This window comes from Fodinicola acaciae (assembly GCF_010993745.1).
Lineage (GTDB): Bacteria > Actinomycetota > Actinomycetes > Mycobacteriales > HKI-0501 > Fodinicola > Fodinicola acaciae.
On the sequence record NZ_WOTN01000003.1, the window covers coordinates 1,178,688 to 1,193,399 of the forward strand.

16 protein-coding genes are annotated in these 14,712 nt (G+C 67.8%); 8 read left to right on the top strand and 8 right to left on the bottom strand.

The annotated features are described in order from the left end of the window. Positions 1–29 precede the first annotated feature (29 nt). On the bottom strand, positions 30–1,193 hold the full coding sequence (locus GNX95_RS31740; RefSeq protein ID WP_163511346.1) for a cystathionine gamma-synthase: 1,164 nt from the start codon (positions 1,191–1,193) through the stop codon (positions 30–32). Then, complete coding sequence (gene yczE, locus GNX95_RS31745) at positions 1,190–1,819, bottom strand: membrane protein YczE (RefSeq protein WP_222854077.1); 630 nt, start codon at positions 1,817–1,819, stop codon at positions 1,190–1,192. The genes GNX95_RS31740 and yczE overlap by 4 nt, the downstream gene beginning before the upstream one ends. 62 nt (positions 1,820–1,881) lie before the next feature. On the opposite strand from yczE, the gene yczR reads away from it, so the two are divergent. The 5 genes from yczR to lat all read left to right on the top strand — a co-directional run bounded on the left by yczR (position 1,882) and on the right by lat (position 7,428). After that, positions 1,882–3,333: a MocR-like transcription factor YczR gene (gene yczR / locus GNX95_RS31750; RefSeq protein ID WP_163511348.1), complete on the top strand. Its 1,452-nt coding sequence runs from the start codon at positions 1,882–1,884 to the stop codon at positions 3,331–3,333. Between the two features lie 52 nt (positions 3,334–3,385). Then, on the top strand, positions 3,386–4,045 hold the full coding sequence (gene msrA / locus GNX95_RS31755) for a peptide-methionine (S)-S-oxide reductase MsrA (protein WP_163511349.1): 660 nt from the start codon (positions 3,386–3,388) through the stop codon (positions 4,043–4,045). Positions 4,046–4,518: 473 nt separating this feature from the next. Beyond that, positions 4,519–4,971: a universal stress protein gene (locus tag GNX95_RS31760; RefSeq protein ID WP_163511350.1), complete on the top strand. Its 453-nt coding sequence runs from the start codon at positions 4,519–4,521 to the stop codon at positions 4,969–4,971. After that, positions 4,946–5,935: an adenylate/guanylate cyclase domain-containing protein gene (locus GNX95_RS31765; protein WP_163511351.1), complete on the top strand. Its 990-nt coding sequence runs from the start codon at positions 4,946–4,948 to the stop codon at positions 5,933–5,935. The genes GNX95_RS31760 and GNX95_RS31765 overlap by 26 nt, the downstream gene beginning before the upstream one ends. Positions 5,936–6,120: 185 nt before the next feature. After that, positions 6,121–7,428, top strand: coding sequence for an L-lysine 6-transaminase (lat, locus tag GNX95_RS31770; RefSeq protein WP_163511352.1), 1,308 nt, complete (start codon positions 6,121–6,123; stop codon positions 7,426–7,428). A 63-nt stretch (positions 7,429–7,491) separates the two neighbouring features. Here lat and GNX95_RS31775 read toward each other — a convergent pair whose 3' ends face one another. Continuing rightward, positions 7,492–8,727: a lipase family protein gene (locus tag GNX95_RS31775; RefSeq protein ID WP_163511353.1), complete on the bottom strand. Its 1,236-nt coding sequence runs from the start codon at positions 8,725–8,727 to the stop codon at positions 7,492–7,494. A gap of 95 nt (positions 8,728–8,822) precedes the next feature. Between GNX95_RS31775 and GNX95_RS31780 the strand changes: the two genes are divergently transcribed. After that, positions 8,823–9,425 (top strand): TetR family transcriptional regulator, encoded by a 603-nt coding sequence (locus tag GNX95_RS31780; RefSeq protein ID WP_163511354.1) that lies wholly within the window; start codon positions 8,823–8,825, stop codon positions 9,423–9,425. Between the two features lie 49 nt (positions 9,426–9,474). Further along, on the top strand, positions 9,475–10,056 hold the full coding sequence (locus GNX95_RS31785; protein WP_163511355.1) for an O-methyltransferase: 582 nt from the start codon (positions 9,475–9,477) through the stop codon (positions 10,054–10,056). Here the strand turns inward: GNX95_RS31785 and GNX95_RS31790 are convergent. The 4 genes from GNX95_RS31790 to GNX95_RS31805 all read right to left on the bottom strand — a co-directional run bounded on the left by GNX95_RS31790 (position 9,999) and on the right by GNX95_RS31805 (position 12,810). After that, positions 9,999–11,057 (bottom strand): adenosine deaminase, encoded by a 1,059-nt coding sequence (locus GNX95_RS31790; RefSeq protein WP_163511356.1) that lies wholly within the window; start codon positions 11,055–11,057, stop codon positions 9,999–10,001. The two genes, GNX95_RS31785 and GNX95_RS31790, sit on opposite strands and share 58 nt — an antisense overlap. A 162-nt stretch (positions 11,058–11,219) precedes the next feature. Next, a complete protein-coding gene (locus GNX95_RS31795) occupies positions 11,220–11,657 on the bottom strand; it encodes a hypothetical protein (RefSeq protein ID WP_163511357.1) in 438 nt (145 codons plus the stop codon). A 64-nt stretch (positions 11,658–11,721) separates the two neighbouring features. Then, entirely contained in the window at positions 11,722–11,955 is a 234-nt protein-coding gene (locus GNX95_RS31800) for a DUF397 domain-containing protein (protein WP_163511358.1), read from the bottom strand. Beyond that, the gene (locus tag GNX95_RS31805; protein ID WP_163511359.1) at positions 11,956–12,810 is read right to left on the bottom strand and encodes a helix-turn-helix domain-containing protein; all 855 of its coding nucleotides are present in this window, start codon (positions 12,808–12,810) and stop codon (positions 11,956–11,958) included. It lies immediately after the preceding gene. Positions 12,811–12,884: 74 nt separating this feature from the next. Here GNX95_RS31805 and GNX95_RS31810 point away from each other — a divergent pair, with 74 nt between their 5' ends. After that, complete coding sequence (locus GNX95_RS31810; RefSeq protein ID WP_163511360.1) at positions 12,885–13,106, top strand: hypothetical protein; 222 nt, start codon at positions 12,885–12,887, stop codon at positions 13,104–13,106. Positions 13,107–13,174: 68 nt separating this feature from the next. On the opposite strand, the gene GNX95_RS31815 is transcribed toward GNX95_RS31810, so the two are convergent. Further along, complete coding sequence (locus GNX95_RS31815; RefSeq protein WP_163511361.1) at positions 13,175–14,542, bottom strand: cystathionine beta-synthase; 1,368 nt, start codon at positions 14,540–14,542, stop codon at positions 13,175–13,177. Between the last annotated feature and the right edge of the window lie 170 nt (positions 14,543–14,712).

Sequence of the window (14,712 nt, forward strand, 5' to 3'; positions counted from 1 at the left end):
ATGGTGGCCATGCGGCCACGGGTACGGGTCTAGCCGAGGGCCTGGGTCAGGTCGGCGCGCAGATCCTCGACGCTCTCGATGCCGACCGACAGCCGGACGAGGTCGTCCGGCACCTCCAGCTCCGACCCGGCCACGCTGCTGTGCGTCATCAGGCCGGGATGCTCGATCAGCGACTCGACGCCACCCAGCGACTCGGCGAGCGTGAAGACCTTCGCCTTGTCGCAGACGGCGACGGCGGCGTCCTGGCCACCGCGTACGCGGAAGCTCACCATCCCGCCAAACCGGCGCATCTGCTTGGCGGCGATCTCGTGGCCGGCGTGGTTTTCCAGTCCCGGATAGAAAACCTCGGTGACGGCCGGGTGGCTGACCAGCAGCTGCACGACACTCTCGGCGTTGGCGCAGTGCCGGTCCATCCGTACGGCCAGGGTTTTCAGGCCACGCAAGGCAAGCCACGAGTCGAACGGGCCGGCCACCCCGCCCATCGACTTGAGGTGGAAGGCGATGTCGTCGGCCAGGTGCGCGTCGCGTACGACCACCGCGCCGCCGACCACATCGGAATGGCCGCCGATGTATTTGGTCGTCGAGTGCACGACCGCGTCCGCGCCGAGGTTGAGCGGCTGCTGCAGATACGGCGAGGCGAAGGTGTTGTCGACGACCAGCTGCGCGCCGGCCTCGTGCGCGACGCTCGCCAGGCCGGCGATGTCGGCGATCCCGAGCAGCGGGTTGGTCGGCGTCTCACACCAGATCAGCTTGGTCTCCGGCCGGATCGCCGCGCGTACGGCGGCCAGGTCGGACAGCGGCACCGGTGTGTAGTCCAGGCCCCACCGCCGCAGCACGCGGTCGACCAGCCGGAAGGTGCCGCCGTACGCGTCGTTGGGGATCAGGATGTGGTCGCCTGGCCGGCAGACCGCGCGCAGATACGTGTCGGTCGCGGCCATGCCGGACGCGAACGCGAATCCGCGCGTGCCGCCTTCCAGCGCGGCCAGACAGTCCTCCAGCGCCGCCCGCGTCGGGTTGCCGGCGCGGCTGTAGTCGTATCCGGCCGGCAGCTCGCCGACCGTCGGCTGCCGGAACGTGGAGGTCTGGAAGATCGGCGTGATCACCGCGCCGGTCGAGGGATCGGCGTCCTGCCCCGCGTGGATCGCCAACGTCTCGAACCCGTGCGCTGTTTCGGCGCCTTTGCCGTCGGTCATGACCGCAAGGCTACGACGGTGTCGGCTTCCCTGTCGGTCCGGACCTTCATCAGCGGCAGGAAGACGTGCACGAGTGGACCAATCGTGAGCGCGTAGAACAGCGTTCCGAAACCGACCGAGCCACCGAGCAGAAAGCCGACGACGAGCACGCTCACCTCGATGCACGTACGCACCAACCGGACGGATTTGCCAGTACGCGCAACCAAACCGGTCATCAGTCCGTCGCGCGGTCCCGGTCCCATGCCGGCGCCGACATAGCATCCGGTCGCGAAGCCGCACAACACCACGCCGGCGACCAGGAAAACGATCCGCAGCACCAGGTTTTGTGGCGTAGGAAGAAATGCCAGCGACGCGTCGACGGCGAGCCCGACGACGATGACGTTGGAGATCGTGCCGATCCCGGGCTTCTGCCGCAGCGGGATCCAGCCGAGCATCACCACCGCGCCGACGATGATCGTGATGGCGCCGAAGCTCAGGCCGGTGTGCTTGACCAGGCCCTGGTGGAACACGTCCCACGGGTCCAGGCCGAGCTGCGCGCGGATCATCAGCGCCGAGCTCAGGCCGTAGAGATACAGGCCGACGAAGAGCTGGACGAACCGGCGGAGCCGGCGGTCAGGTGGCAGCATGTCGATCATTTTCGGCAGCCAATGGCCTCGGATTCGTGGGCCAAACGTGAGAGATTGGTCCGATGGTGACAGGGGTCATGCTGAGCAAGGTGCTCGGCGACTGGTGGCACCGCGGCGACGGTCCGGCGCACCGGCAGCTGGCCGACCGCATCCAGGTGCTGGTGCTCGACGGACGGTTGCCGCTGCGTACGCGCCTGCCGGCGGAGCGGGAGCTGGCGTCCGCGCTCGGCCTGAGCCGCGGGACGGTGACGACCGCGTACGACGCGCTGCGCGAGTCGGGTTTCATCGGCAGCAAGCGCGGCGCCGGCAGCTGGGTCGAGCTGCCGGCACGGTCGCGCAACGACTCGCCCACCTGGGCCTTGACGCCGTACGGGCGAGACGGTGACCCGATCATCGACATGGCGCACGCGGCACCCGGCGCACCGGCCGGCGACCTCTATCCGGCCGTACAGGCGGCGACCGCGCGGTTGCCGGAGTTCCTGCCCGGCAACGGATATTTCGGTTCCGGCATCGAGCTGCTGCGTACGGCGATCGCCGACCGCTACACGCGGCGTGGCCTGCCGACGCGCGCCGACCAGATCATGGTGTGCGCCGGCGCGCAGCACGGCATCACGCTGGTCCTCGGCGCGGTCGCCGCGGCCGGCGACCGCGTACTCGTGGAGCATCCGGCCTATCCGGCGATCTTCGACGCCGTCCGGCAGGCCGGCTGTCGTACGGTGCCGGTCGCGCTGACCGCCGACGGCTGGGACCTCGACCTGATCGCCGCCACGATGGCGCAGACCGCGCCGCGGCTGGCATACGTGGTGCCCGACTTCCACAATCCGACCGGCGCCTGCATGCCGGCCGAGCAGCGGGCCGAGCTGGCGCGGCTGGCGCACCGGCGGCAGACGTTGCTGGTCGTCGACGAGTCGCTGGTCGAGCTGGGCCTCGACCATCCGGCGCCGCGGCCGGTCGGCGCCGACCTGCCGGCCTCGGTGCAGGACGTGCTCGTCCACATCGGCTCGACCAGCAAGACCTTCTGGGGTGGCCTGCGGGTCGGCTGGATCCGCTGTCAGCCCGACCTGTTGCACCGGCTGGCGGTCGTACGCGCCAGCACCGACCTCGGCAGTCCGGTGTTGGAGCAGCTGATCACGGTGGAGCTGCTCGGCAACGCCGACGACATCCTGGCCAGACGCTGCAAGGAGCTGGCCGAGTCGCGCGACCACCTGCGCTGGCTGCTCGGCGAGCGGTTTCCCGGCTGGTCGGTGCCGTGTCCGCCCGGCGGCCTCAACCTGTGGATCGACCTGCGCCGGCCGGTGTCGTCGATGCTCGCGCTCACCGCCGGCCGCTTCGGCCTCCGGCTGGCCGCCGGGCCGCGCTTCGGCGTCGACGGCGCGTTCGAAAACTGGCTTCGCCTGCCGTTCACCCTGTCGGCCACCGACACCGCCGCGGCCGTCGACCGGCTCGCCGCGGCCGCCGCCAGCATGGGCGGCGCGACCGCTCCGGTCGTGGCGCCACCGACCGGCGTTGTGTGACTGCGGAATCATGGGTGGTGGGTCGTGGTTGACTCAAGCGAGGAGGCACGAGATGTTCGGATTTCGCCGCAGCACCATGGTCGACCCCGCCGACGCGCTGCCCGGCCGGCAGGAGCCGATCCCGGTGGCCGAGCGGCACGCCGTACTCGGCACGCCACTGACCGGCCCGTGGCCCGACGGCCTGCAGGTCATGGTCGTCGGCATGGGATGTTTCTGGGGCGCGGAGCGGATTTTCTGGCAGACGCCGGGGGTTTACTCCACCTCGGCCGGTTACGCCGGCGGCTTCACCCCCAACCCGACCTACGAGGAGGTCTGCTCCGGCCGCACCGGCCACGCCGAGGTCGTCCAGGTCGTCTTCGACCCGGCCAAGGTGTCGTACGAGCAACTGCTGAAGACCTTCTTCGAAAACCACGACCCGACGCAGGGAAACCGGCAGGGCAACGACGTGGGCTCGCAGTATCGCTCGGCGATCTACACCACCACGCCTGAGCAGGAGCGGGTCGCGAAGGCCGTGCTGGAGGCTTTCCAGCCGGTCGTGACGAAGAACGGCTTCGGTCAGATCACCACCGAGATCAAGCCGCTGGATCACTACTACTTCGCTGAGGACTATCACCAGCAGTACTTGTCCGACGCGAAGAATCCGTACGGTTATTGCAACCACGGCCCCAACGGCATGTCCTGTCCGATCGGGGTCGCTCGCCTCGACAGCTAGCGACCCGGTTCTCACGACTCTGTGACCGGCGAGGCTCGACAGCCGATGACGTTGGTCCGCGAAGGTCGCCGACTCGTACGCGTCAGCCGAGCCTAGCCACAGCGTCGCCGATCAGACTCGACCGAGCAAGCGACGCGGTTTTCACGAACTCGACGTTCTGGTCGTTTTCCAACGTTAAAAAGGACCAAAACGTCGAGTTCGCGCGCCGGCCGGCTCCACAGTCGCCAAGGCTCGACAGCCGATGACCTTGGTCCGCGAAGGTCATCGACCCACACGCGCCAGCCGAGCCAGCCACAGCGTCATCGACCAGACTCGACCGAGCAAGCTACACGGCCTTCGCGAGCTGACCTCACCGCGCGCGCCAAACTGTCGGTCCTCGGAATTGGCACCGGTGTGACAAGCCGCGATGGTCTGGGGGGCCGGTGACCGTACTCGGCGGTAAGGTGGCGGCCTGACGGCGGAGAGGTGAGGCGATGAGCGGTTACCAGACGATCGTGGTCGGCACCGACGGGTCGGAGACCTCGCTGAAGGCGGTCGACCGGGCCGGTCAGATCGCCCGGGTCGGCAGCGCGACGAAGCTGGTCATCGTGTGTGCGTACGTGCCGGCCGAGCCGCGCGACGTGGACCGGGCGCAGGACATCCTCGGCGAGGACGCCTACCAGGTGGTCGGCTCGACACCGGCCGAGGACACGCTGCGTACGGCCGCCGACCGGGCAAAGGCGGCCGGCGCCGGGAACATCGAGACGGTGGCCGTGCGCGGCGAGCCGGTGCGGGTGCTGATGAGCGCGTCGAAGAAGCATCGCGCCGAGCTGCTGGTCGTCGGCAACCGCGGCCTGAACACGCTCGCCGGCCGCATCCTCGGGTCCGTACCGTCGGCGGTCACCCATCGCGCGGAGTGCGATGTCCTCGTCGTCCACACCACCTGACGCGGCGGCGGTCCTCGAACAGATCCTGCTCGGCGGTCCGGCGCACTACAACCGCCACCAGGTCGCCGACGCCGCACAGGTGCCGCTGGAGCGCGCGCAGCGGCTGTGGAAGGCGATGGGATTCGCGGACGTCGGCGACGACGCGGAGATGTTCACCGACGCCGACATCGTGGCGCTGCGGGTGTGGGACTCGCTGGTACGCGGCCAGGACATCGACAGCCACGAGGAGATCACGCTGGCTCGCGCGCTGGCGCAGGCTTTCGCCCGGCTGGCCGAGTGGCAGGTGCAGCTCTTCCGCACGTTCATGGACCGCGACGACGACCTCGTCGACGGCGTACGGCTGGTCGAGGAGCTGATCCCGGTCGTCGAGCGCCTCCAGTCCTACGTCTGGCGCCGGCAGCTGACCGCCGCGATCGGCCGGGCGATGATGGAAAACGGCGAGGAGCTGGCGACCCGCGAGATGGTCGTCGGGTTTGCCGACATCGTCGGCTTCACCTCGCTCACCAGGCGGATCGGCAAGGCCGAGCTGGCGGCGCTGCTGGAGGACTTCGAGACCGACGCGGCGCTCGCGGTGACCGAGAACCACGGACGGATCGTCAAGAATATCGGCGATGAGGTGCTGTTCGTCGCCGACGACGCGGCCGACGCGGCCGAGATCGCGCTGCGGCTGACCGACCCCGAGCGCGAGGAGCGCGGCCTGCCGCAGCTGCGGATCGGCATGGCGTACGGCAACGTGCTGCTGCGCTTCGGCGACGTGTTCGGCTCGGTGGTCAACCTGGCCGCGCGGCTCACCTCGGTCGCGCGGCCGGGCACTGTGCTGATCGACCGCGAGATGGCGACCACGCTGTCCGACAACGACACCTACAAGCTGCGGCCGCGGCGGCCGATCGCCGTACGTGGCTATCCGCACATGCGCTCGTGGGTGCTGCGCCGCAACGACTCCTGGCAGAGCCTCGCGGACTGACCGGACAAGATCTTGCCGAGCGCGAGACCTGTGTCTGATTTGTCCCTTTATTCGGCTCGTACGGCCGAAAGGTTTCCGTGATCCGCCGTCACGGCCGTCCACAAGTGGCAGCGGATGTTGCATGCACCGTACGCTCGAAGTGCAATTCTTTTCGACGTTCACCCGAATGGAGGGAAATCTTCTTCATGACTGCGACCATCGGTGCCTCAGTCGCACCTGCCGACGTGCACCAGCGACTGGCCGAGCACGTGCTGACCGACGGCTTCAAACTGGTGTTGGACACGCGTGCGAGCCAGGGCTCGTGGATCGTCGACGCACGTACGGGTGAGCGTTATCTGGACATGTACACGTTCTTCGCGTCGGCTCCGCTGGGCCTCAACCACCCCGGCGTGGTGGACGACCCGGAGTTCATGACGCTGCTGGCCGAGATCGCCGCCAACAAGCCGGCCAACCCCGACATCTACACCACGCACTACGCCGAGTTCGTCGAGACGTTCGCGCGCGTGCTCGGCGACCCCGCACTGCCGCACCTCTTCTTCGTTGAAGGTGGCGCGCTCGCGGTGGAAAACGCGCTGAAGGTCGCCTTCGACTGGAAGAGCCGCCGCAACGAGGCCGCAGGCCGCTCGCCGGAGCTGGGCACCAAGGTGTTGCACCTGCGGCACGCCTTCCACGGGCGCAGCGGCTACACCATGTCGCTGACCAACACCGACCCCGGCAAGACCGCGCGCTTCCCGCGGTTCGACTGGCCGCGCATCGACGTGCCGGCGACGCATTTCGGCGATGTCGAGCAGCTGGAGAAGGACGCGCTCGCGCAGGCCAGGGCCGCTTTCGAGGCCAACCCGCACGACATCGCGTGCTTCATCGCCGAGCCGATCCAGGGCGAAGGCGGCGACAACCACCTGCGCGCCGAGTTCCTGCTGGCGATGCAGGCACTGTGCCACGAGTACGACGCGCTGTTCGTGCTCGACGAGGTGCAGACCGGTGTCGGCACGACCGGCAAGCCGTGGGCATACCAGCACTTCGACCTTGCGCCGGACATCGTCGCCTTCTCCAAGAAGGTGCAGGTCGGCGGCATCATGGCCGGCCGGCGGGTGGACGAGGTGCCGGACAACGTGTTCGTGGTGAGCGGCCGGATCAACTCGACCTGGGGTGGCGGCCTGGTGGACATGGTCCGCTCGCGCCGCTACCTGGAGATCATCGAGCGCGAGGGCCTGTTCGCGCAGGCCGCCGAGCGTGGTGAGTTTTTCCTGGCAGAGCTGAAAAAGCTCGCCGACCGGCACTCGATCGCCAATGTCCGCGGCCGTGGCCTGATGATCGCCTTCGACCTGGAGAGTGCGGCCGTACGCGACGACGTGCTCGGCCGCCTGCGCACCGATGAGCACCTGGTCGCGCTGCCGAGCGGCGAGCGGTCGATCCGCTTCCGGCCGGCGCTGACGGTGTCCGAGGACGAGCTCAAGTTTGCCTTGACGGCCCTCGACAACGTCCTTCCATAGCCGGTTCTTGCCGCAACGCCCCGTTACTGTCACCAGCTGCCAGTAACGGGGGGTTGCGGCCTTCTAGCTGTTCCGGATCCACCAGCAGTCGTTGACCGCCGGCAGGCCGGCAAACCGGGCCTTCAGGTACGGATAACCGGTCGCATACCAGGGCGCCACGCCGAGGCCGTGCTCGGCGAGCAGCGTCCAGTCGGCGTCCACGGTCGCGCCGCCGGCACACCATTCCTTCACGTTTCGCTTGTTCTGCGCGAAAGGCACGATCTCGTCGAGCTGTCCGTGTGAGTTGAAGACAGGTGCCTTCGGTGCCTGCGACCCCATGCTCTGCCGCGTGGTGACCGCGACGATTTCCGGCTCGACAAACAGATCCGGCGAGGTCGTGTACGCGTTGATGTCACGGAACGGCAGCTCGGCCACCAGCTGCGCGGCACAGGCGTTCTCATAGCGCTGGTAGAGCGTGCGGCCTTTGTCGTTAAGGAATTTCCGCAGCTGCGGATACTGCTTGAGGATGCCGATAATGCCACCGGCGGCCAGGCCGGCCGCGGCCTTTCCTGGGCCGGTCAGCCATTTCACCACGTCGAGCAGCTTCGCCGGCGTGCCACCGCCGGCCGTGCCGACATAGTTGAGCTCCGGCGCGTACGTCCCCTGCAGCTCACCGGCCCAGCCGGTCGCCAGTCCCCCGCCGGAGTAACCGAAAGTCGCCACCTTGGTGCGCGGATCCAAGCCAGCGGTGGAAAAGTTCAGCGCGGCGCGGATCCCGTCGAGTACGCCGTGACCGGCCATCCGGCCGACGCCGAACATTCCTTGCGGTCCCTCGTAATCCGGCACCACCACGGCCCAGCCGAGGGCGAGCGCCGGCCCGACGGCCAGCGGGTCGGCCAGCGGCTCGCCGAGGCCGGCGAAGATGCCGTTGCGCCACGCGTACGACGGTGCGCAGTCGATGCCGACCGAGTCTTCCGCGCTCTGGTAGGAAAGCAGCGGCCGCGTGCCGGCGCCGGTCCACGGCGCCGCTGGTACGAGCACGGTGGCGACCGTCGCGGTGGCCGCGTCCTCGCCGTCGTTCGTACGATAGAGCACCTGCCACGCGCGCACCGCCGGCAGTTGGCCGATCGCAGTTTGCGGCGCGATCTGCCGCGATCTGATGACCGCACCCGGAGCGTACGAGCCGACATCCGAGGGCACCGCATAGAACGGGTCCTGGCTCGGTGGCGCGATGGCCGCCCCGGCCGGCGCGGCGGCGGTCAGTCCGGCCACGAAGACGAGTGCGGCGAGCAGCAGCGACAGGCGGGATCTCTGGACCACATGGGCCTCCTGTGAGGTGGGTCACCGGGAACCTACTGGCAGGTAGCATGCCGCTTTGCCAGAAATATTTCAAGTGCTCGATTTATTATTGTCACGTGGCTGAGCAAAAACGGCGTACGCAGGCCGAACGCCGCGCGGCGACCAACGCGAGCCTGCTCGACGGCACGATCTCGGCGCTGTCCGAGCTCGGCTACGCGCGCGCGACGGTCAAGGAAATCAGCGCCAGAGCGGGTGTTTCGGCCGGCGCGCTGTTCGGTCACTACGCGACGCTGACCGACCTCATGCTGGCCGCCGCCGAGGAGGTCGCGCGCCGACAGATCCAGCGGTTCACCGACTATGTCGCCGAGCTGCCGGAGGCCGACCCGGTCGCGGTGCTGCCGCGCGTACGCGCCGGCGCGCGCGATCCGATCAACGCGGTCTGGATCGAGCTGCTGGTCGCCGCCCGCACCGATCCGGTGCTCCGCGAGCGCCTCAAGCCGGTCGCCGGCGCGTTCGCCGAGGCGATGCTCGAGGCGAGCAAGCAGGTGCCGGTGCTGCGCGCGCTGCCGGACGACAAGCGACTCGCGGTCGTCGCACACGTCATCCACTACTTCGACGGCGAGGCGTTGTCGGCGGTGCTCTATCCGGACGTGGATTTCGACCAGCGGCGGATGGACATGATCGCGACGATGCTCCAGGCATACGTACGCGCGGAGTAAAATCTCACAGCCTGGAAGCGCCGGCCGGCGAAGCGAGCATGATGGCGCCATGGACGAAAAACGCTTGCGGCAGCTGGAATCGCTCTACGAAGAAGGTCGCCAGCACGACGAGAAACAGCCCGACCGGCTCAAGCGCCGCCGCAATGTCGACCCCGGCGCGGCCGCGTTCCTGGTCACCCTGATCCGCGCGATCCCGGCGCCCCGGGTGCTGGAAATCGGCACGTCCAACGGATATTCGACGATCTGGCTGGCCGACGCGTGCGCCGCGGTCGGTGGCCAGGTGACCACAGTGGACACCGAGACCCAGGCGGGTGCCAGGGACAACCTCGAAAAAGCCGGCCTGGCCGAGCACGTCACCTTCGTCGCCGGCGACGGTGGCGAGTTTTTACGCGGCTTGGCGGAAAACAGCGTCGACCTGCTGTTCCTGGACGCGGAACGGACGGAATACCCGGGCTGGTGGCCACATCCGCTGCGGGTGATCCGGCCCGGTGGCATCCTGGTCGCCGACAACGCGCTGTCGCATCCGGCCGAGATCGCTCCGCTCCAGGAACTGCTGGAAAACGAGCCGAGCTGCTATTCGACGCTGGTGCCGGTCGGCTCCGGCGAGCTGGTCGCCGTGCTCGACAGATAGCCGTCGATCTCGCCGCCGATCCGCTTTTTCACCGCCTCAGGCGCGAAAGACGCGTCGACCGCCGCCTTGGCCAGCGCGGCCAGACCGGCCTCGTCGAGGTCGAGCAGCCGCGCCGCGACGGCGTACTCGTTGGTCAGCGTCGTGCCGAACATCGGCGGGTCGTCGGAGTTGATCGTCACGCGCAGGCCGGCCTCGACCATCCGCGGCAACGGATGCGTCTCGTACGAGTCGACGACACGGGTGCGTACGTTGGAGGTCGGCGACACCTCCAGTGGGATCTGTTTCTCGGCAAGGAAATCGACCAGCTTCGGATCCTCCATGCAGTGTGTGCCATGGCCGATCCGCTCCGCCTTGAGCAGGTTGATCGCGTCCCAGATCGTCGGCGCGCCGGTCGACTCTCCGGCGTGTGGCGCCGAATGCAGGCCGGCGGCGATCGCCTGGTCGAACCACGACTGGTAAAAACCGCGCGGCTGGCCGATTTCCGGCCCGCCCAGGCCAAAAGCGACCAGACCATCCGGCCGTACGCCGGTCGCCGCGTGCAGCGTGAGATCGGCCGCCGGCGCGCCGTACTCCCCCGGGATGTCGAAAATCCACCGCATCTCCAAGCCAAACTCGGTGGCCGCCTTGGCGCGTACGTCCTCGATGACCTCGCAGACCTGCTCCGGCGAGATGCCGGCCAAATGGTGGGTGTACGGCGTAACCTGCAGCTCGACGTAACGCACCTGCTGCGCGGCGAGGTCGCGCGCGATCTCGTACGTGAGCAGGTGCAGGTCGTCGGTGGTGCGGATGAGCGCCACGACGGCCTGGTAGATCTCGATGAAATGGGCGAAGTCGCTGAACGTGAAATAGTCGGCGAGCGCTGCCGGGTCGGCCGGCACGGTCGTGCTGCCGGCGTGCCGCGCGGCCAGCTCGGCGACGATCCGCGGCGACGCCGACCCGACGTGGTGGACGTGCAGCTCGGCCTTCGGCAGGCCGGCGATGAAGGCGTTCAGATCTGTCATGGCGAGACATTAACACTGTCGTGTCAATCTTGACCACGACTTTGACCAGCGCCGATCCGCCGTGGCGACGAGCTGCGCGTATGCCTTGACATCACCCCGTCAGCCCATGGCCGCATGGCCACCATGCGTGCGTTCGACGCACGCATGGTGGCCATGCGAACCTCAGCCGGTCGTCTGTGTGCAGGCCGACTTCGCGCGATAGCAGTCGGCGTAGCCGGTGGCGCCGTGCGTGGAGTCGAGCGCGCCGACCCAGACCAGCGTGATGCCACCGGAGACGGCACTGCCGTCCAGCGGGATGTTGCCGATGCCGTACGTCAGGCCGTGCGCGCTGCTGTAGCCGCAGTACAGATCGGATCCGGTCGGCCGTTCCTCGTCGTCGATCATCCGGTCACCCTGGAAACCGGTCGCGGTCACGTAGCCGCACTCGTGCGGCGCGACCCAGACCTGGACGTTGGTCAGCGTGACCGACCGGTTGGACCAGGACAGGCCGCCGGTCACGATCAACGCCGTCGCACCGGCGCCGCCGCTGTGTACGGCCTTGGCCACGAAGGAGGTCGGCGACGCGTGCGCCGCGGTGCCTGTCCCGAACAACGCCGCCATGACCAACCCGATGACAACAAGAGCATGCAGAATTCGTCGCTTCAGCACGGAAATGCCTTCCGCTTCACCCTGCCCGCACCGGATCATGCCAGACAGGGCGGCGTGTGGGCTCGCCTAGCCCGAACCGGCCCGCTTTGATCTCACCGAGGGCGGCGCGCCAGTTGTCATGCGAGAAAAGAAGAACAGGACTGGCGTCGCGCAACTTGCTGTCCCGTACGCCAATAGCTAACGACGAATTGGCAACTTCGACGCAACCATTAGGAGTTTCGGACCGCGTCGACTTTCGCCAACCTCGCACTCACAACTCCTTCATCACCCTCTCGATCATCTCGCGCGAGTCCTGCGGATCGAGGGCCTGAACCCGCAGCCTGGCAAGGATATCCCGATACGTTTCAATCTCCGCCGGCTGCTCGAAGTAGCGAACGCCTACGCGCGTCTCCGCGTACACGACTCCCGGATCGACGACCAAGTCGCTCGGCAGCGAGAAATAGGTGAATGTGCCGTCCAACGCCGGATGTGCACCTTTGGCGAATGGCATGACCTGAATCTCGACGTTTGGCATGTCGGCCAACCTAATCAGGCGTTCCAGCTGTTCACGCATGGTGATCGGACCGCCGACCATCCGCCTGATAGTCGCCTCGTCGAGGATGGTCCAGATCCTTGGCGGGTTCTCCCGCTCAACCGTTTTCTGCCTGGCCATGCGAAAATTCACACGGCGGACGACCTCATCATCGGACATCGTCGGACTGCCGCCACGCATGATCGCGGCGGCGTACGCGCGCGTTTGGAACAGGCCAGGCACAACGACGGCGTGATACTCCTCGATCTTGGCCGACGCGGACTCAAGTCCGAAGTACAGATCGAATTCGTCCGCATGACTCAGGCCGATCCACCAGTCGCGACCTCTTTTGGCCTGGCGCAGCATGTTCCGGTAGAACTCGACCTTCTCCGGATGGCCGTACCAGGTCAGCAACAGCTCCAGGTCGCCAGGCGAGGGCAGGTTGCGCATCGTCTCGATGTGGCCGATCTGCGCCGAGGTCTTGCCGAGCCGTTCGGCCGCCTCCGGGCGCGTCCGGCCGGCCTCCTCGCGGAGCCGCTTCAGCTCGTACGCGATCAGGCGCTTGAGGACTGTCGGCGAGTACGTGTCGGACACCTGACGCTCCGTCGTTTGTTGCGCACAACATACTTGACGCACTCAGCGTTGCCGACAAGTATACGGAGGGTTGGATGTTCACTCATTTGCGGTGCCGGCGGACGGACGAACCGGAAGGGATCCGCGAGGCCGCGCAGTCGCTCGCACCGCTGGCCGCCATGGATCCCGACGACCTCGACAAGACGCTGCGCGTCAACCTCGTCCTGCTCGCCAACCACATGTGCAAGCTCGACGACGCCGAGAAAGCCGCCTGGCGAGCCGTCACCCGCATCCGCACGCATCTCGGCTCGACCTGACCGCGAGGGTGACGTCTTGACGGTCAGGCCGGCCGCGACGGCCGTCGAAACGTCACCCTCGACGGGGTTTACTCGTGGGTCAGGTAGCCCAGGAGGTCCTGGCGGGTGAGTACGCTGCGCGGCTGGCCGCCGTCGTGCACCAGCGCGGCGTCGGCTGTCTCCAGTGCGTGCACCGCCGCCGAGACCGGCTCGCCGACGCCGATCATCGGCAGGGCCTTGGACATGTGCATCTGCAGGCCGTCGGCGAGCGCGGCGCGGCCGTTGAACAGTGCGTCCATCAGGTCACGCTCGACGACCGTGCCGACCACCTCGGCGGCCATCACCGGCGGCTCCTGGCTGACGACCGGCAGCTGCGACACGCCATACTCGCGCAGGATGTCGATCGCCTCGCGGACCGTCTCGGTGGGGTGTACGTGCACCAGCTCCGGCAGCTTCCCGCTCTTACGCGCGAGCACATCGCCGACCGTCGTGCCGACACCGCTCGCGAGGAAACCGTAGTCGGCCATCCAGTCGTCGTTGAAGATCTTCGACAGATAGCCGCGGCCGCCGTCCGGCAGCAGCACCACGACCACGTCGTCCGGACCGGCCTCGCGCGCCACCTCCAGCGCGGCGACCACGGCCATGCCGCACGAACCGCCGACCAGCAGGCCCTCCTCACGGGCCAGCCGGCGCGTCATCAGGAACGAGTCGCGATCGGAGACCGGCCGGATCTCGTCCGGGATCGACGGGTCGTACGCGGTCGGCCAGAAGTCCTCGCCGACGCCTTCGACCAGATACGGCCGGCCGCTGCCGCCGGAGTAGACCGAGCCCTCCGGGTCAGCGCCGACCACGCGTACGCGACCCTCGGAGACCTCCTTGAGATAACGGCCGGTGCCGCTGATCGTGCCGCCGGTGCCGACGCCGGCGACGAAATGCGTGACGCGGCCGTCGGTGTCCTTCCAGATCTCCGGACCGGTCGACAGATAGTGCGACTGCGGGCCCTCCGGATTCGAGTACTGGTCCGGTTTCCAGGCGTCCGGGATCTCCCGCAGCAGCCGGTTGGAGACGTTGTAGTAGGACTCCGGGTTCTCCGGCGCGACCGCGGTCGGCGCGACGACCACCTCGGCGCCGTACGCGCGCAGCGTGTTGATCTTGTCAGCGCTCACCTTGTCGGGACACACGAACACGCACTTGTAGCCCTTGCGCTGCGCCACGATGGCCAGGCCGACGCCGGTGTTCCCGCTGGTTGGCTCGACGATGGTGCCGCCGGGCTTGAGCTCGCCGGACGCCTCGGCCGCCTCGATCATCCGCAACGCGATCCGGTCCTTCACGCTGCCGCCGGGGTTGAAATACTCCACCTTCGCCAGCACCGTCGCGGAGATGCCGTCGGTGACGCTGGAAAGCTTGACCAACGGCGTGTTGCCGACCAGGTCGATGAGAGAGTCGTAGACGCGCACGACGAAACGCACCTTTCGGTGAAATACGCGGGACCGGCCACTATGCCGGGACGACCGCTGCCTCCAGAGTAACCGTCCAGGTGTGGCCACCTGCGGTTACGGCACATACGGCGCATCACAGACCGGTGTCGATTGACCCGTTTACAACGTTGCACTACACCTTTCGTCAA

Coding starts and splice junctions, on each gene's coding strand:
- GNX95_RS31740 (WP_163511346.1), bottom strand. CDS start 1,193: ATGACCGACGGCAAAGGCGCCGAAACAGCGCACGGGTTCGAGACGTTG.
- yczE (WP_222854077.1), bottom strand. CDS start 1,819: ATGCTGCCACCTGACCGCCGGCTCCGCCGGTTCGTCCAGCTCTTCGTC.
- yczR (WP_163511348.1), top strand. CDS start 1,882: ATGGTGACAGGGGTCATGCTGAGCAAGGTGCTCGGCGACTGGTGGCAC.
- msrA (WP_163511349.1), top strand. CDS start 3,386: ATGTTCGGATTTCGCCGCAGCACCATGGTCGACCCCGCCGACGCGCTG.
- GNX95_RS31760 (WP_163511350.1), top strand. CDS start 4,519: ATGAGCGGTTACCAGACGATCGTGGTCGGCACCGACGGGTCGGAGACC.
- GNX95_RS31765 (WP_163511351.1), top strand. CDS start 4,946: ATGTCCTCGTCGTCCACACCACCTGACGCGGCGGCGGTCCTCGAACAG.
- lat (WP_163511352.1), top strand. CDS start 6,121: ATGACTGCGACCATCGGTGCCTCAGTCGCACCTGCCGACGTGCACCAG.
- GNX95_RS31785 (WP_163511355.1), top strand. CDS start 9,475: ATGGACGAAAAACGCTTGCGGCAGCTGGAATCGCTCTACGAAGAAGGT.
- GNX95_RS31790 (WP_163511356.1), bottom strand. CDS start 11,057: ATGACAGATCTGAACGCCTTCATCGCCGGCCTGCCGAAGGCCGAGCTG.
- GNX95_RS31795 (WP_163511357.1), bottom strand. CDS start 11,657: ATGGCGGCGTTGTTCGGGACAGGCACCGCGGCGCACGCGTCGCCGACC.
- GNX95_RS31810 (WP_163511360.1), top strand. CDS start 12,885: ATGTTCACTCATTTGCGGTGCCGGCGGACGGACGAACCGGAAGGGATC.